The organism is Massilia consociata (assembly GCF_042432755.1).
Taxonomy (GTDB): Bacteria; Pseudomonadota; Gammaproteobacteria; order Burkholderiales; family Burkholderiaceae_D; genus Telluria; species Telluria consociata.
This window is the reverse complement of record NZ_JBHLWP010000013.1, coordinates 216460-235068: the sequence shown is the minus strand read 5'-3', so window position 1 is coordinate 235068 and position 18609 is coordinate 216460. Positions and strand designations below refer to the sequence as shown.

Annotated in this window: 14 protein-coding genes; 5 read left to right on the top strand and 9 right to left on the bottom strand. The window is 66.4% G+C overall.

Going from position 1 to position 18609, the window contains the following annotated elements:
* Positions 1–108 precede the first annotated feature (108 nt).
* Entirely contained in the window at positions 109–804 is a 696-nt protein-coding gene (locus ACFFJK_RS14375; RefSeq protein WP_379680019.1) for a penicillin-insensitive murein endopeptidase, read from the top strand.
* A gap of 48 nt (positions 805–852) precedes the next feature.
* Here ACFFJK_RS14375 and ACFFJK_RS14370 read toward each other — a convergent pair whose 3' ends face one another.
* The 4 genes from ACFFJK_RS14370 to ACFFJK_RS14355 form a co-directional block, all read right to left on the bottom strand.
* Entirely contained in the window at positions 853–1668 is an 816-nt protein-coding gene (locus tag ACFFJK_RS14370; protein WP_379680018.1) for a hypothetical protein, read from the bottom strand.
* 307 nt (positions 1669–1975) lie between these two features.
* Entirely contained in the window at positions 1976–3199 is a 1224-nt protein-coding gene (locus ACFFJK_RS14365; RefSeq protein ID WP_379680016.1) for an ABC transporter permease, read from the bottom strand.
* Positions 3196–3954, bottom strand: a complete 759-nt coding sequence (locus ACFFJK_RS14360) for an ABC transporter ATP-binding protein (RefSeq protein WP_379680014.1) — start codon at positions 3952–3954, stop codon at positions 3196–3198. The genes ACFFJK_RS14365 and ACFFJK_RS14360 overlap by 4 nt, the downstream gene beginning before the upstream one ends.
* Positions 3954–5195 (bottom strand): efflux RND transporter periplasmic adaptor subunit, encoded by a 1242-nt coding sequence (locus tag ACFFJK_RS14355; RefSeq protein ID WP_379680013.1) that lies wholly within the window; start codon positions 5193–5195, stop codon positions 3954–3956. Before ACFFJK_RS14355 ends, ACFFJK_RS14360 begins: the two co-directional genes overlap by 1 nt.
* A gap of 166 nt (positions 5196–5361) precedes the next feature.
* Here ACFFJK_RS14355 and rpiA point away from each other — a divergent pair, with 166 nt between their 5' ends.
* Positions 5362–6039, top strand: coding sequence for a ribose-5-phosphate isomerase RpiA (gene rpiA, locus ACFFJK_RS14350; RefSeq protein ID WP_379680012.1), 678 nt, complete (start codon positions 5362–5364; stop codon positions 6037–6039).
* A gap of 32 nt (positions 6040–6071) precedes the next feature.
* Positions 6072–6431, top strand: a complete 360-nt coding sequence (locus ACFFJK_RS14345; protein WP_379680011.1) for a hypothetical protein — start codon at positions 6072–6074, stop codon at positions 6429–6431.
* Between the two features lie 129 nt (positions 6432–6560).
* Here ACFFJK_RS14345 and ACFFJK_RS14340 read toward each other — a convergent pair whose 3' ends face one another.
* Both ACFFJK_RS14340 and argA read right to left on the bottom strand, forming a co-directional pair.
* Positions 6561–6836, bottom strand: a complete 276-nt coding sequence (locus ACFFJK_RS14340; RefSeq protein ID WP_379680010.1) for an oxidative damage protection protein — start codon at positions 6834–6836, stop codon at positions 6561–6563.
* Positions 6837–6886: 50 nt separating this feature from the next.
* Positions 6887–8200: an amino-acid N-acetyltransferase gene (gene argA, locus ACFFJK_RS14335; protein ID WP_379680009.1), complete on the bottom strand. Its 1314-nt coding sequence runs from the start codon at positions 8198–8200 to the stop codon at positions 6887–6889.
* Positions 8201–8254: 54 nt separating this feature from the next.
* Here argA and hrpA point away from each other — a divergent pair, with 54 nt between their 5' ends.
* Complete coding sequence (gene hrpA / locus ACFFJK_RS14330) at positions 8255–12541, top strand: ATP-dependent RNA helicase HrpA (RefSeq protein WP_379680008.1); 4287 nt, start codon at positions 8255–8257, stop codon at positions 12539–12541.
* 52 nt (positions 12542–12593) lie between these two features.
* On the opposite strand, the gene ACFFJK_RS14325 is transcribed toward hrpA, so the two are convergent.
* A complete protein-coding gene (locus ACFFJK_RS14325; protein WP_379680006.1) occupies positions 12594–13277 on the bottom strand; it encodes a PRC-barrel domain-containing protein in 684 nt (227 codons plus the stop codon).
* A 379-nt stretch (positions 13278–13656) separates the two neighbouring features.
* A complete protein-coding gene (locus tag ACFFJK_RS14320) occupies positions 13657–14691 on the bottom strand; it encodes an SDR family oxidoreductase (protein ID WP_379680004.1) in 1035 nt (344 codons plus the stop codon).
* Between the two features lie 182 nt (positions 14692–14873).
* Between ACFFJK_RS14320 and ACFFJK_RS14315 the strand changes: the two genes are divergently transcribed.
* The gene (locus ACFFJK_RS14315) at positions 14874–15503 is read left to right on the top strand and encodes a TetR/AcrR family transcriptional regulator (protein WP_379680003.1); all 630 of its coding nucleotides are present in this window, start codon (positions 14874–14876) and stop codon (positions 15501–15503) included.
* Positions 15504–15733: 230 nt separating this feature from the next.
* Here the strand turns inward: ACFFJK_RS14315 and ACFFJK_RS14310 are convergent, their stop codons facing one another.
* Positions 15734–18601, bottom strand: a complete 2868-nt coding sequence (locus ACFFJK_RS14310; protein WP_379680002.1) for an Hsp70 family protein — start codon at positions 18599–18601, stop codon at positions 15734–15736.
* Positions 18602–18609: the final 8 nt, after the last annotated feature.

Below are 18609 nucleotides of genomic sequence, written 5' to 3'. Positions count from 1 at the left end.
TGACATCCGCAGACGCCCGTTTGCGGCTGCTCATCCAGCAGGATATTGTAAATTGCTTATAACACATGCGCGTGGCAGACTTCGCCATCCAATCACCTGGGAAAGCCCATGCGTTCGATTGCCCTCGCACTGACCAGCCTCATGCTAGTCGTTGCTCTGCCTGCTGCGCCTGCGTTGGCAAGCACCTGCTTCGGTACCCCAGGCAACGGCCGGATCGTTCATGCCGTTGCCTTGAGCGTCCAAGGTCGCAATTTCTCTCCTTATAGCGAATTGGGCGTGTCGCTGGGACGGACTTACGTGCATGCGACTGTCCGGGATATTGTCGAAAGCGCGTATACGGTACTGGCGCAGGAACTGCCTGGAGTGAAATTCGTGTATGGAGAAACCGGGCTCAAGAACGGAGGCCCAATGCCGCCGCACCGTACGCACAGGAATGGCACGTCGGTCGACTTCATGGTGCCGGTGCGGAATCACGATGGTGTGCCGGCCACGCTTCCGGCGTCACCGCTGAATCGCTTCGGGTATGACCTGGAGTTCGACGGGAATGGCAGGCTGGACGACTTGCGTATCGATTTTGTTGCAATTGCTGCGCATCTGAATCAACTGGACAAGCAAGCGCGCCAGCGTGGGACACGCATCTCACGGGTTATTTTTGATCCTGGGCTGACGCGTCATCTCCTTGGCACTCTAGGCGGGACAAGACTCGCTTCGCTTCCGTTCATGAAAGCGAAGCCATGGATCCGGCATGATGAGCACTACCATGTGGACTTCGCCATCGCTTGCAAGGCGACGAATTCAAGATGATGAACCATCACTGTGACCTGCATCGCGGACCGGACGCTGCTTGGCTGTCTAGTCCGCCTTGACCACTTCCTTGAGCGTCACGAGGTCGAGCTTCCCCACGAAGGCGATCTGCGCCAAGCCTGCGCGCGCGACGGCGGAGTCGTACTTCAGGACTTGGCAGGCGCCGTCGGGAATCGTCGCGGCCGGCTGGCCGTCGACTTCGATGCGGCCGGGGCCTTTGAGGAAACAGGCCCGCAAGGCATTGTGGCCATGGCGGCGAATCTCGCGCAGGTCGTAGCGGTAGGTGGGAATCCGTCGCTGGACAACAGCGACTTCCTCGAGGGCTTTCGCGAAGTCCGCGTACGAGAGCGCTTGCGTGTGCGGCACCCGGACCTTCCACGCGACGCTCATCTTGCCCTTCTGGGTCTGGGTGTTGAACATGATGGTGCCCAGTTCCAGCAAGCCCAGTTTCACTTCCGGTAGCAGGAAATAGCCGCCGCGATGGACGGGAACGACCTGGTCGAGTTCGTTTCCGACGACGGCGACTGCCCAGGACTGCGGCGCGAACAGGTCTTTCTCCACCTCGCTCTTGGCGACGAAGTGGACCCGGCCGAGGAGATCGATCGAGCGCGGTTCCGGCGGAAGGAGCGACTGGAGATAAGTCTGGATGCTGAAGAAGGGCTTGTAGGGAAGGTCGCCCAGGTTGATCTTCCGGTGGATCTTGATCGGCGCCTGCTCTTCCAGTTGCAGGTCGGCAGGCCCTGCCTCCTCCGGTCTGGAAGGCTCCGGGACCCCGGCAAACGTGGCGGCCGAAGCGCTGGCCAGTACGGCAAGTGCCACGAAGCTCGCCTTCAATCGGGTGGCCGCATCGAATGGGCTGTCCATTTCCATGCTTTCCTTCTTCCTGATCCTTATTCTTGTTCGTCACCCTGGTCATGACCGGCAAGGCCGCGATTCCGGGCGCGGGGATGATAGCCGAAGAACAGAGACAAATGTTTCGACAAACTGTAATGGGGATGCGTGCAGCGTCACGATGTTCAGCAGGCCATCCGAGGCGAGTTCGCCATCAGTTGCGACAGCCGGTGCCAACCGATGGCGAAAGCGATACCTGCGCCCTGTGCCGGTGGACATCGCGGGAATATCCGCACGGCACGCCCAGCGCAAGCGCACTTGCCCGTCCATGACGACCGACTCACTCATAGCGCAGGCAATCCACCGGCAACAGCCGCGACGCTCGCCGCGCCGGATAGAACCCGAAGAACACCCCCACCGCCGTGGCGAAGCCGCACGCCACCAGCACGCCCTGGAAGGTCAGGAACACCTCGAACTTCCCGGTCGCCGTGATCGCGGCCGCCCCGCCCATTGCAATCAAGACGCCCACCAGGCCGCCAGCCACGCAAATCACCACCGACTCCGCCAGGAACTGCAACAGCACCGCCCGCGGCCTTGCGCCGATCGCCATGCGGATGCCGATCTCGCGCGTCCGTTCGGTCACCGACACCAGCATGATGTTCATGATCCCGATTCCGCCCACCAGCAGCGAGATCGCCCCGATCAGCCCGAGCAGCAGCGCCACGCCGGCACTGATCTTGTTGGCCGTCTCCGCGAAGGACGCAATGTTCTGCACCCGGAAGTCGTCCGGATCGTCGAGTCGGATGCGGTGCCGCGCCCGCAGCGTCTCCTTGATGTCCTCGACCGCGTCGTCCAGCGCCATCTCCGGCCGGCCCTGCGCCGCGATGTAGTGCACGTTCTGCGGGAAGGGCGTCTTGATCAGGTTGGCGCTGGCGGCCGTGATCGGCACCAGCACCAGCTCCGCGATGTCGGAGCCGTCGATCTGCTTGCCTTCGCCGGCCAGCACGCCGATCACCTGGAAGGCGACGTTCTCGATACGGATGTAGCGCCCCAGCGGATCCTGCTTGTAGAAGAACTGGTCCGCCACCTTCTGGCCGATCACGACCATGCGGCTCGATGCACGCACGTCCGCTTCGCTGAACAGGTTGCCCTGGTCGAGCTTCCAGTTGCGGATATTGAACATGGCTGGCGTGATGCCGTGCACCTGGCTGTTCGAACTTTCGTTGCCGGCGCTGAGTTTGAAGCTGCCCTGCAGCGCCGGCGCCGCGCCGGTCAGGCTGGGCAGATCGTTGAGCGCAGCCGCATCGTGGATCGACAGCGAGGGCACGGTGCCGGCGCGGGCGCGCTGGGCGGTGGTGCGGTCGCCGCCCGGGAACACGTAGAGCATGTTGGTGCCCAGCGATTGCAGTTCCTTGCCAATGAAGCGCTGCATGCTGTCGCCGATGGCCAGCAGCAGGACCACGGACGCGATGCCGATGACGATACCGAGCATGGTCAGCGCGGTGCGCAGGCGGTTGGCCGCCATCGAGCGGAAGGATTCGATCAGGATCTGGATGAAGTTCATGCCGGCACCTCGGTGGAGGTCGGATGCGCGCCCGCGCTCGGCTGGCGCAGTCCTTCCGCGGCCGGGCCGTCGTACAGCACCCGCCCGTCCTTCAGGCGCACCAGGCGGCGGCTGTAGGCGGCGACGTCGGCCTCGTGGGTGACGAGCACGATGGTGATGCCGCGTTCCCTGTTCAGCTCCCGGAAGCTGTTCATGATGTCGTCGCTGGTTTGCGTGTCGAGGTTGCCGGTCGGTTCGTCGGCCAGCAGCAGCGGCGGGTCGGTGGCCAGCGCGCGCGCGATCGCCACGCGCTGCTGCTGGCCGCCGGAGAGCTGATTGGGCGTGCGTTTGGCCAGGCCGCCCAGACCGACGCGCTCCAGCTCCTGCAGCGCGCGCGTGTGCGCCTTGCCGCGGCCCCAGCCGGCATAGATCAAGGGCAGCGCCACGTTCTCGGCCACGCTCATGCGCTTGATGAGGTTAAAGCTCTGGAACACGAAGCCGATGGCACGGTTGCGGATGTCGGCCAGCTGGGCGCGCGACAGCGACAGCGTGTCCACGCCATCGAGCAGGTAGGTGCCGCCGGTGGCCTGGTCCAGGCAGCCGAGGATGTTCATCAGGGTCGACTTGCCCGAGCCGGACTGGCCCATGATGGAGACAAAGTCGCCGCGCGCCACCTGCAGGTCGATCCCGTGCAGCACGCGGGTCTCGACGCTGCCGCTGGTGTAGGTCTTGGTGACGCCGCGGATATCGATCAGGGAAGAGCTCAGCTGCGTCATCAGAAATCTTCTTTGGCTTGGCCCAGTGCGCGCGTGACGACCTGGTCGCCCGCCTTCAGGCCGCCGGACAGCACCTCGGTATAGCGGAAGTTCGACAGGCCGACCTTGATGTCGACGGGCTGGGGCTGGTTCCTGGCGTCCAGGCGGTACACCTTGTAGATGCGCGCGGTCTCGTTGGCGGTGCGGAAGGCGAGGTCGTCGTCCTGGCCTGGCGGCGCGGCCTTGTAGGCCACCTGCGTGGACTTCGCATCCTTGCCGCTCCTGGTTTTCTCCTGCTCTTTCGCCTGCGCGCGCAGCTTTTCCTGCTCTTCCTCGGGCAGCTGGAAGCGCAGGGCGGTGGTCGGGATGCGCAGCACGTTGCTGCGGTTGTCCACCACCAGGCGCACCTGGGCCGTCATGCCGGGTTTCAGCATCTCGTCCTTGTTGTCGACGTCGAGCACGACGTTGTAGGTGACGACGTTCTGCACCACGTTGGCGGCCAGGCGGAACTGGCGCATGGTGGCGTGGAATTCGCGGTCGGGGTAGGCGTCGACCACGAAGCGGGCCGGCAGGCCGTCCTTCAAGGCCCCCACGTCGGCTTCCGACACGCTGGTGTCGATCTGCATCTTGGTGAGGTCGCGCGCGATCTGGAACAGGTTCGGCGTGTTGAACGAGGCCGCCACGGTCTGGCTCAGGTCGATGGTGCGCTTGATGATCACGCCGTCGATCGGCGAGCGGATCACGCTGTTGTTCAGGTCAGCTCTAGCACGGTCGAGCTGGGCCTGCGCCAGCTGCACATTGGCGCGGGCGACGTCCATCTCGCGGCGGCTCTGGTCGAGCGCCACGCTGGAGACGAAGCTCTGCGTGACGAGCTGCTGGTTGCGCTGGTAGTTGGCTTCGGCCAGCTTCAGGTTGGCGACTGCGGACGCGCGGCTCGCCTCGGCCTGGCGGATCTGGGCGTTGAAGATGGTCGGGTCGAGCTTGAGCAGGACCTGGCCCTTGCTCACGCGGTCGTTGAAGTCGGCGTTGAGCTCGACCACGGTGCCGGAGACTTGCGAGCCGACGTTCACCAGCGCAACCGGGTTGATGGTGCCGGTGGCGGTGACGGTCTGGTTGATGGTACCGACATCGACCGGGGCGGTGCGGTATTTCGACGGCGGGACCTTGGGCTCACCCTTGGGCACCAGCCAGGCGGCAGCGCCGCCGGCCACCGCGATCACGCCGGCCGCGATGGCCAGGCGCTTCTTCGTAAAGAGTTTCATTGTCAAAGACTATATGCCTGCGGAAAGATTCAGTTTGATTCACCAGTGCAAGCTTGGCAATGCGCAATGCATTGACCGGCCAAACAGCGGGATGAACCGTCGTTTTCGAGGGATGGACCGGGCGATCCGCTAAAATGACGCCTTCTTTTCTACTCTCCAAAGTATCATGACCCAGGACGAACTCAAGCAAGCCGTGGCGCGCGCCGCGATCGATTACGTGGTGGACGGCGAGATCATCGGCGTCGGCACCGGCTCGACGGCCAACTTCTTCATCGACGAGCTGGCGAAGATCAAGGACCGCATCAAGGGCACCGTCGCTTCGTCGGAAGCGACGGCAAGCCGCCTGCGGGGCCACGGCATCCCGGTCTTCGACCTGAACGACGTGACGTCGATGGCCGTGTACATCGACGGCGCCGACGAGATCACCGCCAGCGGCGCGATGATCAAGGGCGGCGGCGCGGCCCTGACGCGCGAGAAGATCGTGGCCTCGGTGGCGAAGCAATTCGTGTGCATCGCGGACGGCTCGAAGCTGGTCGAGACGCTGGGTAAGTTCCCGCTGCCGGTCGAGGTGATCCCGATGGCGCGCGCGGCCGTGATGCGCAAGCTGGCGGAACTGGGCGGCCAGCCGCGCCTGCGTACCAAGCCGGGCACGGACGAGGCCTTCATCACCGACAACGGCGGCGAGATCATCGACGTGGTCGGCCTGTCGATTCTTGACCCGGTGGCGATGGAAGAGCGGATCAACCAGATCGTCGGCGTGATCGCCGTCGGCCTGTTCGCCAAGGCCGGCGCCACCGTCTGCCTGCTGGGCACGCCCGAGGGCGTGAAGACCCTAACTTTCTGACCCATTTTCCAAGTTTCTTAAGCGAGGAACGCATGAGGCACGCGCTGGCGCCGCTGAGCATCCTGGTGGCCGTCCTGCTGGGCGGTTGTACGCTGTTCAACAGCAGGACGGCGCCAGCGCCGGCGCCGGCACCTGTCGCGGCCGTTCAGCCGGCGCCTGCTTTGCTGGACACGAACGGCACGCCGATCGAGCGCGTGCCGTTTCGCACCGGCGTGTCGTCGGCGACGGTCGAGAAGATGGCGAAGGGACAGGGCTGCACGGGCGGGCAGGGCGCAGGTCTGGTGACGGAAGCGGGGCCGGTGGAGGTTTACCGGATGCGCTGCGAGGATGGGGCGATGCGTGGAAAGGTGTTCATGGCGCGGTGCGAGTTGCGCCAGTGCGTGAGGATGTGATTCAACACTCTTCTGCACACCTGTATCGTTACAGTATTCGCTTGCCTTAAACCGTCATTCCCGCGCAGGCGGGAATGACGGTTTTGAAGCTAACGGCAGGAATACCGCCGTAGTAATTCAAATAGCCAATCAAGCCGTCGGCGGCACGTAACCCATCGCCTGGTCGGCAGCGCCGTCACCGAAGAAATGACGTTCCATCTGCGCCGCCAGGTACTTGCGGGCGCGGTCGTCCGCCAGGTTCAGGCGGTTTTCGTTGATCAGCATGGTCTGGTGCTTCAGCCATGCCTGCCAGGCTTCCTTCGAGACCGACTGGTAGAGCTTCTTGCCCATTTCGCCTGGTACCGGCGGGAAGTCCAGGCCTTCGGCTTCCTTGTTCAGTTTGATGCATTGGACGGTGCGGGCCATGGTGTACTCCTGTAATTCTGTTAAAAAGCGGGGTCAGTGTCAGACCGCCATTATAGGGTCTTGATGAAAACCTGTGACCGGCGCTGCCAGTTGTACATGTGCTGGCGGTCCTTGGGCAGGTCGTCCACCGTGGCCGGCACGAAGCCGCGCTTCTTGAACCAGTGCGCGGTGCGCGTGGTCAGCACGAACAGTTTCGTGAGCCCGGCGGCACGGGCGCGGTTCTCGATGTGTTTCAGGATGCGCTCGCCGTCGCCCTGGGTCTGGGCGTCCGGGCTCACGGTCAGGCAGGCCATCTCGCCCATCTTCGATTCCGGGAACGGATACAGCGCGGCGCAGCCGAAGATCACGCCGTCGTGGTCGATCACGGAGAACTGGTCGATCTCGCGCTCGATCAGCTCGCGGCCGCGGTAGACCAGGGTGCCGTCGGCTTCCAGCGGTTCGATCAGCTTGATAATCCCGCCGACGTCCTCAATTGTGGCTTGACGGAGGCTTTCCAGGTTCTCGTGGCTGATCATGGTGCCGACGCCGTCGTGCGTGAACAGTTCGAGCAGGGCCGAACCGTCCATCTCGAACGGGACGATGTGCACGCGGTCCACGCCGCTGTTGCAGGCCTTGACGGCGTGCTGCAGGTAGAAGGCGGCGTCCTGGGGCAGGAAGCCGGCCTGCAGCACGGCCTCGGCCTGGTGCGAGGACAGTTCGCGGATTTCGGTGCCGCCGCCGTCCTGCATCATCGGTGTCTCGGTGATGAAGATCAGCTTGTCGGCATGCAGGGCGATCGCGGCCGAGGCGGCCACGTCTTCCATCGTCAGGTTGAAGATTTCGCCGGTGGGCGAGAAACCGAGCGGGGAGAGCAGCACCAGGCTGTCTTCGGTCTGCAGGATCGGCTGGATTTTTTCGGCGACGATCTTGCGCGTGACGCCGGTGAGTTCGAAGTCGACGCCGTCGATCACGCCAAGCGGGCGCGCGACGACGAAATTGCCCGATACGATGCTGATCTGGGCGTGCGACATCGGGGTGTTCGGCAAACCCTGGCTGAACGCCGCTTCGATGTCCAGGCGCAGTTCGCCCGCGGCTTCCTTCGCGCACTCGAGCGCGGCGCTGTCGGTGATGCGGACGCCGTTGTGGAAGCGGCCTTCGACGTTGCGCAGTGCGAGTTGCTCGGCCACCTGCGGACGCGAACCGTGCACGAGCACGAGGCGGATGCCGAGCCCCAGCAGCAGGGACAGGTCCTGGGCCAGCACCGGCAGGGCGCCGGAGGTCACCAGTTCACCCGGGAATGCAACAACGAAGGTCTTGCCGCCAAAGGCATGAATATACGGCGCGACAGAGCGCAGCCACTGGACGAATTGGGTAGGGTTTTCCATTTGCCGCATTATAATTCGCTGCGCGTTGTGCGCACCAAATACCTTATAAAATCAATGTCTGAACAGAGTAACAAGCCTTCGCCGCAACCGGCGCGCGCCGCTTCCCCGAACACTCCCGCCACCGAGCCGCGCAAGCAGCACCCGGAGGGTGAATTGCGCGCGCCGATGACGCAGACGCGCGATGGCGAACTGCAGACCAGGGCGCCGCGTAACGAACCGCGTGGCGGTGAGCCGCGACGCGACGAACCGCGCCGTGCGCCGCAGCCGCGCGCCGAAGGCGGGCAGCGCCCGGCGCAAGGCGAGCGCCCGGCACAGGCACCGCGCGCAGCGCAGCAGCAAGGCCAGCGCGGCGACGCGCAGCAGGGCGAGCGCACGCGTCCACAAGGCAACCGTGAGCGGGGCGAACGAGCGTCGCGCGACGACGCGCGTGCGTCGGATGCCCGGACGCCGCCGTTTCGCAACCCGCTCCCGCCGATCACCTTCCCCGAAGACCTGCCTGTCTCCGGCCGCCGCGCCGAGATCGCCAAGGCGATCCAGGAGAACCAGGTCGTCATCGTGTCGGGCGAGACCGGTTCCGGCAAGACCACGCAGCTGCCGAAGATCTGCCTGGAGCTCGGCCGCGGCGAGAAGGGCCTGATCGGCCACACCCAGCCGCGCCGTATCGCCGCATCGAGCACCGCCAAGCGCATCGCGCAGGAACTCGGTTCCTCGCAGGGCGAGCACGTCGGCTACAAGGTGCGCTTCAACGACACCCTGCAGCGCGGGGCCTGGGTCAAGCTGATGACCGACGGTATCTTGCTGGCCGAGACGCAGACCGATCCGCTTCTGCGCGCCTACGACACCATCATCATCGACGAGGCGCATGAGCGCAGCCTGAACATCGACTTCCTGCTCGGCTACCTGAAGCAGCTGCTGCCGCGCCGTCCGGACCTGAAGGTGATCATTACCTCGGCGACCATCGACGCCGAGCGCTTCGCGCGCCACTTCGGCACGCCGGAAAAGCCGGCGCCGGTCATCGAAGTTTCTGGCCGCCTGTACAAGGTGGAAGTGCGCTACCGCCCGGTGGACCGCGACCCGGTCGGCGTCACCGCCAAGCCGGGCGAGCCTGCGCCGAAGGCGCAAGTGGCGCGCGAAAAACGCGACATGATCGACGCGGTGGTCGATGCCGTCGACGAGCTGTGCCGCATCGGCTCGGGCGACGTGCTGGTGTTCCTGCCGGGCGAACGCGAGATCCGCGACTGCGCCGAGGCGCTGCGCAAGCAGCATCCGCCGCACGTCGAGATCCTGCCGCTGTTCGCGCGCCTGTCGGTCGAGGAACAGGACCGCGTGTTCAAGACGACGAACGCGCGCCGCATCGTGCTGGCCACCAACGTGGCCGAGACCTCGCTGACGGTGCCGGGTATCCGCTACGTGGTCGATACGGGCCTGGCGCGCGTCAAACGCTACAGCTTCCGCAACAAGGTCGAGCAGCTGCAGATCGAGCCGGTGGCGCAATCGTCCGCCAACCAGCGCGCGGGCCGTTGCGGCCGCGTGGCCGACGGCGTCTGCATCCGCCTCTACGAAGAAGACGACTACAACAAGCGTCCCAAGTTCGCCGATCCCGAGATCCTGCGCTCGTCGCTGGCCTCGGTCATCCTGCGCATGAAGTCGCTGCACCTGACCGATGTGGAGACCTTCCCCTTCATCGAGCCGCCGCAGGGCCGCGCGATCGCGGACGGCTACCAGCTGCTGCACGAAGTCGGCGCGGTCGACGAGACCAACGAACTGACCCCGCTCGGCCGCAAGCTGGCCAAGCTGCCGCTCGACCCGCGCGTGAGCCGCATGATCCTGGCTGCCGTCGACAACGACTGCCTGACCGAGATGCTGGTCGTGGCCTCGGCCCTGTCCACCCAGGACCCGCGCGACCGCCCGATCGAGTACCAGCAGCAGGCCGACGAGAAACACAAGAAGTTCGCCGACGAGAAGTCCGAGTTCCTCAGCTACCTCAAGATCTGGAAGTGGTTTGAGGACGCCATCGCGCACAAGAAGTCGAACCGCCAGCTGCAGGAAAACTGCCGCGCCAACTTCCTGTCGCAGCTGCGCCTGCGCGAGTGGCGCGACGTGCATTCGCAGCTGCTCACCACCGTGCGCGAGCAGGGCTGGCGCCTGAACGAAGCCCCGGCCACCTACGACCAGCTGCACATGGCGCTGCTTACCGGCCTGCTCGGCAACATCGGCTTCAAGGCCGAAGACGAGCCGGTGTTCCTGGGCGCGCGCGGCATCAAGTTCCACATCTGGCCGGGTTCGTATCTTGCCAAGAAGCCGGGGCGCTGGGTGATGGCGGCCGAACTGGTCGAGACCACGCGCCTGTACGCGCGCACCATCGCGCAGATCCAGCCGGAATGGGTGGAGAAGGTCGGCGCGCACCTGCTCAAGAAATCCTGGGGCGAGCCGCGCTGGGAAAAGCGCCAGGCGCAGGTGACGGCGCTGGAGCGCGCGACCCTGTACGGCATCGTCGTCTACAGCAACCGCCGCATCAACTACAGCCAGCACAACCCGCGGGAAGCGCGCGAGATCTTCATCCGCGACGCCCTGGTGGCGGGCGACTACGAGACCCGCGCGCCGTTCTATGCCCACAACCACAAGCTGGTGAAGGAGATCGAGAACCTCGAACACAAGTCGCGCCGCCTGGACGTGCTGGTGGACGAGCAGCTGATCGAGGCTTTCTACGACAAGGAAATCCCGCTAACGGTGGTGAACGGCGCGGGTTTTGAAAAGTGGTACAAGGACGCCTCGCGCGACAACCCGAAGCTCCTGTTCCTGAACCGCGAGGAGCTGATGCGGCACGAGGCGGCCGGCGTCACCACCGAGCTGTTCCCGAAGACGATGAACGTCACCGGCATCGAGATGGGACTGTCGTACCACTTCGAGCCGGGCAGCCCGCGCGACGGCGTCACCCTCACCGTGCCGCTGTTCGCGCTGAACCAGATCCCGCACGAGCGCGCGGGCTGGCTGGTGCCGGGCATGCTGAAGGAGAAGGTGCACCTGCTGCTGAAATCGCTGCCGCAAAAGCTGCGCCGCCACTGCGTGCCGCTGCCGGACTACGCGGCCAGGTTCTTCGAGCGCCACCAGGACCCGCTGCGTTTCGGACGCGGCGACCTGATCGACGCCCTGATCGCCGACATCCACATGCACACCAGTGCGCGCGTGCTCACGACCGACTTCAAGCTGGAGACGCTGCCGGCGCACCTGTCCATGAACTTCAAGGTGATCGACGAGCACGGCCGCCAGCTCGACATGGGCCGCAACCTGGCGACCCTGCAGGCCGAGCTGGGCGGGCAGGCGCGCGAGAGCTTCCAGAAGATGGCGGAAGCGACGCCGGCGGCAGCGCCGGCGAAGCTGCAGGCCGCACCGCAGCCGGCTGCGCCTGCACCTTCGAAAGGAAAGGGCAATGCGCCGGTGACGAAATCGTCGTCCGCGGCTGCTGTCCCGGCTCCGGCTGCCGGCGCGGTCCAGCACACCGGTTTGACGACCTGGAGCTTCGGCGAGCTGCCGGAGCTGCTGGAGATCACGCAGGGGAAGATCACGCTGATCGGCTTCCCTGCGCTGGTGGACAAGGGCACGCACTGCGACCTCGAAGTCTTCGACGACCCGAACGTGGCGGCGCGCACCCATCGCATCGGCCTGCGCCGCCTGTTCGCGCTGCAGCTGAAGGACCAGCTGAAGTTCGCCGAGAAGAACATCCCCGGCCTGCAGCAGATGGGCATGCAGTTCATGAGCGTGGGCATGCAGGAAGACCTGCGCGACCAGATCATCGCCAAGGCCGTCGACATCGCCTGCCTGCAGGACCCGCTGCCGCTCGACGCTGCATCCTTCAACAAGCGCAAGGACGAAGGCAAGGGCCGCATCGGCCTGTTGATCAACGAGATCGCGCGCCTGGTGGGCGCGGTGCTGGCCGAGTTCCACGGCATGCCCAAGCGCATCCAGAGCCTGCCGCCGGCGGTGCAGTCGGACATCGGGTCGCAGTTACAGGGGCTGATCCACAAGCGCTTCATCGCGGACAACGAGTACAGCCAGCTGGCGCACTTCCCGCGCTACCTGAAGGCGATCAACGTGCGCATCGAGAAGCTGCGTGGGAACCCGTCGCGCGATGCGCAGCTGATGGCGGAGTGGCAGAACGCGGCCAGCCAGTTCCAGCGCACGCTCAAGAACGGGGGGGGCAAGAACAACGATCCGCGCATGACCGAGTTCAGGTGGATGCTGGAAGAGCTGCGCGTGTCGCTGTTCGCGCAGGAGCTGAGGACGCCGATGCCGGTGTCGGCCAAGCGCCTGCAGAAGGTGTGGGAGTCGATGATTCGCTGATGCGGCTCGGTTGTTCGTAGGGTGGGCGGGGTGACCCGCCCACCCTACAGGATCAACCGATATTGCTGCCGCGAATCCGGCTCAGATCCTTGTCGTCGCCATCATGCCCGGGCCGCGGGTCCGGGCTGCCGCCGACGCCGTAGGAATCGCCGTGGACGCTGCCCGAGCCGACGCTCACGCCCAGGCTGCTGCCGGCGCCGGCGCCAACCGAGCCGCTGCCCGCCGACCCCGCGCCCATGCTCGACCCCATGCCGCTGCCCATGGCCGAGCCGGCGCCGCTGATTCCGGTCATCCCGCCCAGGGACGAGCCGGGACCCATGCTTGGTGCGCCCGAGCGCTGCGGGTCGGTGCCGTAGAAGCTGTGGACGCCGCTGGCCCAGCCCACGTCGCTCATGTCGGGCCAGGCATCCTTGTCGAAGCCGGGCGCGCTCTTCAGCCTTTCCTTCTCAACATTGAGCACCATGCGCTTGTTCACGGTGTCCAGGTGCAGCGCCTGCCAGGGCACGGCGAACAGCTTTTCGCCAATGCCGAGGAAGCCGCCGAAGGCCAGCACGGCATAGGCCACCTGGCCAGTCTGCATGTCGAGCATGATCTCCTTGATGTCGCCAAGGTCTTCCTCTTGTCCATTGACGACGCTGTCACCGATCAGCGTGCCTGCGCCCATCAGCGCCGGACCGGGACCGGTGCTGCTGGTGTCCTTGTACATGCCGTACCTGTCACGATCTGCGTAGCTCATCGCATCCTCCTGTGGTGGTGTGAACCCAGTACCTGCAAAGCCAGGGAGCCTACCCGCCGAGGGCAGGGGCCAGCCTTGCTGCCCGCATGATAAGACGCAATCGCGCACCGGCGCGCGCGGCAGGCAGGGGACAACTGTCGCGCTATGCGAGTTAGCGCACAGAGCGGTAAGGGCGCCGTGGTTATTCTGCCAAGTAATGTTCCGGAGAGAAAAGAAATGACCGTCACTTCGCGCTGCAACTACGCTGGTCCGCTGGGCAAACTGATCCCGACCCGTTCGATGACTTCCTTTTTCGCCCGCCTGAGCTGGTTCGGCCGCCGCTGAACCGGGGCGTAGCGCGCGGGCCGGCCCCGGCCCGTGCGCCAGTCTCAGGGACCGGTCAGGTACCGCCTCCACCGGACACGCCATAGACGTGGCCGGTGGTGAAGCTCGCCTCGTCCGAGGCGAGCGTGACATAGACAGAGGCCAGCTCGGCCGGCTGGCCCGGCCGCTTCATCGGCGTGTCGCCGCCGAAGCTCTTCAGGTTCTCCTGGGTCTGTCCGCCGGACACCTGCAAAGGCGTCCACACCGGCCCAGGCGCAACCCCGTTGACCCGGATTCCTTTCGATGCCAACTGCTTGGCCAGCGACTTGGTCAGCGATACTTCGGCTGCCTTGGTCATCGCATAGTCGACCAGGTTTTCCGACGGGTCGTACGCCTGCTGCGAGGCCGTATTGATGATGCAGCTGCCGGGCTTCAGGTGCGGCAGCGCCGCCTTCATAATCCAGAACATCGCATACACGTTGGTCTTGAAGGTCCAGTCGAAGTCCGCGCTCGAGATGTCGAGGATCGATTCCACCGATTTCTGGCGCGACGCATTGTTGACCAGGATGTCCAGTCCGCCCAGCTGGCGCACGGCCTCGTCCACCAGCTTGCGGCAGAAGGCCTCGTCGCGGATATCGCCGGGAATCGCCACCGCCTTGCGGCCCGCCTGCCGGATCAGCTGCACGACCTCCTGGGCGTCCGGTTCCTCCGCCGGCAGGTAGTTGATGGCCACGTCCGCGCCTTCGCGCGCGAACGCGATCACCGCGGCGCGGCCGATGCCCGAGTCGCCGCCCGTCACCAATGCCTTGCGCCCGGCCAGGCGCCCGCTGCCGCGGTAGGTGGTTTCGCCATGATCCGGACGCGGCGTCATCTTGCTGGCCAGGCCCGGCCAGGGCTGTTCCTGCTTGGGGAAGGGCGGCGCCGGATAGCGCGCGGCGGCCTCGCGGGCGCGGCCCGGCGGCGGCTGCTTATCGGCTCCTGCGGCGCCGGATTGCTGGGCCATCGCGGGAACGGCCGCGGCGCCGGCAGCAAGGCCGGTGGCGACGGTGCTGACGAAGCGGCGGCGCGAGGGCTCCACGGCTTCGCCGGTTTTCTTGTTCTCGGAATCCATGCTTGCTCCTGAAGGAAGCGGAATGCTCGGCTGTGGCAGTCACAGCGGCCGGAAGGATGGTAGCGGCGATCGGAAAAAGGGCGAGTCCGTTAGCTTGACGGCAAGGTTTCGGGAAAACAGGTGACGCTGACTGATCGATAAATACTTCTTGTGGTTTCGCACGCCTGTGCTAAAGTGCGGACATGGACACCAATGTCAAAAGCGTCACCGCCAAGAGCGAAGCCACTTACGCCACGATTCTCGCCGCCGCCGTGAACATGGCGGCGGCCGAAGGCATCGGCAAGCTGTCGCTGGGCGAGCTGTCGAAGCGCACGGGCATCAGCAAGAGCGGCGTGTTCTCGCGGGTCGGTTCGCTCGAAGCCTTGCAGGATGCGGTGATGGACGAATACGACCGCCGCTTTGCCGAGGAAGTCTTCCTGCCGGCGCTGCAGGCGCCCAAGGGCTTGCCGCGGCTGTCCATGCAGGTCAACCTGTGGCTGAAGAAGGTCGGCAGCGAGACCTCGCACGGCGGCTGCCTGTATGCGGCCGGAGCGTTCGAATTCGACGACGTGCCCGGTTCGCTGCGCGACCGGATCGAAGCGGGGGTACTGCGCTGGCGCGCGTCATTGCGCAAAACGGTAGTGCAGGCGATGGAGGTTGGGCACCTGCGGCCGGACACCGAGCCCGAGCAGCTGGTATTCGAGATCTACAGCCTGGTTTTCGGCGTGATGCACGACGTGCGCTTCCTGCGTGACGAGGCGGTGCCGCGCCGGGCGCAGCGGGCGTTCAACCGCCTGATTTCGACGTACAAGAGTTTCAGCGACCTGGAATAGGGTTGCCGGAGGAGGGCAGGCTTGCCTGTCCATTTTTTTGAAATAATTTCGCACAGGTGTGCGAAACTTGAGCTTGCCTGAAGGAGTCGACCATGTCTGCGTTCTGGATGCTGTTGATGCCCGTTGCCGAGTTTGCATGGCCCGCGTTTGGCGGTGTACTACGCGCCATCCCCGGGTGCAACGAGGATTTCGTGTTTTGTTGACCAGGAGGGCGGCGCGAGGCCGGCCGCTCAGCGCAGCAGTTTCAGGCCGGGCGGCAGCGCGTCGCCTAGCATGCGCGTTTCGACGGCCTGGTCGAGCTCGACCACCTCACGCACCATGGCCGGCCAGGCCGGCGGTGCGCCGCTGGCGGCCAGGCGCCGCAGCACCTCATCGCGCACCGGTTCGGCGATGTCGCGCGAGCGGTCACCGGTCATGCGGGCGATGTGGGTGGCGGCAAAGCCGGCCGGTTCGATCTTCTTCCAGTCGAGCTTGAAGAGCTGGCCCAGCCAGCTTTCCGCCGCCGCGGCGGGCGCCACTTCGTGCGCGGCGCCGTGGAAGGACTGGCGCGCACCGACACGGCCCAGCGCCCACAGGTAGCGTGCGTAGCGGGCGGCGGCGCGGGCGTCGACCTTGGCGCCGGTGGGCATCTCCATGATCTGCATGACGAGCCACTCGCCGATCTCGGCCTTGTAGGCGGAAGGGATGCGTTCGAGCGAAGCGCCCACGCGCAGCATGTCGTCCTCGGTACCGTCCACCAGCGTGACCGGGCGGCGCCCGCGCTCGGCCGCATCGGCCTGCAGGTTGAAGGCGAAGTCGTCCAGCACGCGTAGTTGCGCTTCCGTGGACAGGCCGCCGGCCACGCGGCGCCACAGCGTCCACCATTCGGCGCGCACCTGGCTGTCCTTGTGGTACTGCACGCCGTTCTCGAACATGGCCCACAGCTGCTCGATGCGCCATTCGTCGAGCGGGTGGCCGAAGCCGGGGCGCAGGCAATAGCCGGCCAGGTTCAGCCAGACGCGTTCGTGCTCGGCCGAGCGCCGGCGGCCCTTGGCGCGCGCCAGCAGCGCGTCGAACAGGCGGCGCAGCAGCGGCGTGGTCCAGCGCTCGCGCGACCCCAGCAGGTGCTCGAGCGTGGCGCGCAGCTGGCGCACCTCGCGCGCATCGACCTGCTGCGAACGGTTGCCGAAAATGCGGTCGATGCGGGCGACGGCTTCATCGAGCTGGGGCGGCAGTGACAGGTCTTCCACCGGCTCGCTGGCTTCGCCGCGCAGCTGGAATTCGAGGCGCCAGCGCTGGTTCGCGTCTTCTTCGGCCACGCAGAACACTTCCAGCGTGCCGACTTCGGACAGGTTGGCGGCCAGCTGCACCGGGATGTCGCTCGTGCGCCCCTTTGCGCCGCCGCGCAGGACGGTGGAGATGGCGGGCAGGCGGATGATGTCGGCAGTCGGCAGGTCCAGCAGGTCGCCGGGTCGGGGCAGCCTGCCCTCCGGGTCGGCGTTCGACGAGACCAGGTGGAAGCGCACCGGCCGCCCGAGGCGCAGGGCGAAGCTGCGGCCTTCCAGGCGGATCTCCTCGCCCGCCGGCGCGCCGCGCGGCAGCAGGCAGACCGCGCGCACGCTGTTGCCCGCGTTGTTGCCCTCGCTGTTGCCCCCATCGCCCGGCTGCTCCGCATCAAGCAGCAGATAGTAGTTGCGTGCCGAGCCGCTTTCGATGGCCGGCGCCTGGCCGGCGCGCGCCAGCGAGTAGGCCACGCCGCCGCGCGCCACGGCCACGTCCGGGTCCTCGTTGTGCAGCACGGTCACCGGCGCGCCGCGCCAGCTTGACAGCACATCGGCCAGGCGCCGGGCCAGCGCCGCGCCGCGGAACACGCCGCCGTTGAGCAACAGGGTGTCGGGCACCGGCAGCGCATCGGCCGCTTGCGCGTCGCCCTCGATGCCGAGCGCCTCGCGCGCCGCCTGCGCATGCTGGCGCAGGAAGCCGGCCAGGTGGCGCGTGACGGCCGGGTCGCTTGCATACGGCAGGCCGAATTCGACGATGCCGGCGCGGGCGCGTTTCGCCGCTTCCTGCGCCGCGTTCGGCGGGAAGAAGCCGTCGAGGACGATGCGCTGCACGTCCTCGCGCGTGATGGCGGCCGAGCGGCTGGCGCCGATCAGGCGCGCACCGGCGCCGAGCAGGGTGACGTTGACCTGCTCCGGCGCGTCGGGCGCCAGCAATTGCTCCTTGGCCGCGCGGCAGCGTTCCGTGAGCTGGGCCAGGCGGCCGGCCGACAGGCGTCCCTCGTTGCCGAGGCGCCCCTCGAGCAGGTGCGCCAGCGCCAGGTCCATGTTGTCGCCGCCGAGGATCAGGTGGTTGCCCACGCCAATGCGAGTCAGCTTCGGCTGCCCGTCCTCGCCCAGCTCGACCTTGACCAGGCTGAAGTCGGTGGTGCCGCCGCCGACGTCGGCCACCAGCACCAGGCGCGTGCCCGCCAGGTCTTGCGCCAGCGTGGCGCGATGGCGGTACAGCCAGTCGTAGAGGGCGGCCTGCGGCTCTTCCAGCAGGCGCAGTTCCGGCAGCCCGGCCATGCGCGCCGCTTCCAGCGTCAGGGCGCGCGCGCCTTCGTCGAACGAGGCGGGAACGGTGAGGACGATCTGCTGGTGCTCCAGCGGCGACGTCGGGAAATGCCGGTTCCAGCAGGCGCGCAGGTGCGCCAGGTAGCTGGCGCTGGCTGCCACGGGCGACACCTTCGGGATATCGGCGTCTTCCGCGCCCCAGGGCAGGATGGGCGCCATGCGGTCCACGCCCGCGTGCGACAGCCAGCTCTTGGCGCTGGCCACCAGCCGGCCCGGCGCCTGGGCGCCGAGCACGCGGGCCAGGCGGCCCACGGCCACCTGCTGCACGCCGGCCGGGTCCGGCGAGACCCAAGGCAGCTGGAGTTCGCCGGGAGCGAGCTCTCCTGGCGCAAGGTGATAGCGCATCGACGGCAGCAGCGGGGCGCCGGCCACTTCGCCGGGCGCCACCAGCTGGTCGATGGCCAGCAGCTCGACCTGGCCCGCCGCCTGTCTTGCGCCCTGCGCGGCGTAGGCCAGCACCGTATTGGTGGTGCCCAGGTCGATGCTGACGAGGTACTGGTTCACTGAGGCGT

Coding starts and splice junctions, on each gene's coding strand:
- ACFFJK_RS14375 (WP_379680019.1), top strand. CDS start 109: ATGCGTTCGATTGCCCTCGCACTGACCAGCCTCATGCTAGTCGTTGCT.
- ACFFJK_RS14370 (WP_379680018.1), bottom strand. CDS start 1,668: ATGGACAGCCCATTCGATGCGGCCACCCGATTGAAGGCGAGCTTCGTG.
- ACFFJK_RS14365 (WP_379680016.1), bottom strand. CDS start 3,199: ATGAACTTCATCCAGATCCTGATCGAATCCTTCCGCTCGATGGCGGCC.
- ACFFJK_RS14360 (WP_379680014.1), bottom strand. CDS start 3,954: ATGACGCAGCTGAGCTCTTCCCTGATCGATATCCGCGGCGTCACCAAG.
- ACFFJK_RS14355 (WP_379680013.1), bottom strand. CDS start 5,195: ATGAAACTCTTTACGAAGAAGCGCCTGGCCATCGCGGCCGGCGTGATC.
- rpiA (WP_379680012.1), top strand. CDS start 5,362: ATGACCCAGGACGAACTCAAGCAAGCCGTGGCGCGCGCCGCGATCGAT.
- ACFFJK_RS14345 (WP_379680011.1), top strand. CDS start 6,072: ATGAGGCACGCGCTGGCGCCGCTGAGCATCCTGGTGGCCGTCCTGCTG.
- ACFFJK_RS14340 (WP_379680010.1), bottom strand. CDS start 6,836: ATGGCCCGCACCGTCCAATGCATCAAACTGAACAAGGAAGCCGAAGGC.
- argA (WP_379680009.1), bottom strand. CDS start 8,200: ATGGAAAACCCTACCCAATTCGTCCAGTGGCTGCGCTCTGTCGCGCCG.
- hrpA (WP_379680008.1), top strand. CDS start 8,255: ATGTCTGAACAGAGTAACAAGCCTTCGCCGCAACCGGCGCGCGCCGCT.
- ACFFJK_RS14325 (WP_379680006.1), bottom strand. CDS start 13,277: ATGAGCTACGCAGATCGTGACAGGTACGGCATGTACAAGGACACCAGC.
- ACFFJK_RS14320 (WP_379680004.1), bottom strand. CDS start 14,691: ATGGATTCCGAGAACAAGAAAACCGGCGAAGCCGTGGAGCCCTCGCGC.
- ACFFJK_RS14315 (WP_379680003.1), top strand. CDS start 14,874: ATGGACACCAATGTCAAAAGCGTCACCGCCAAGAGCGAAGCCACTTAC.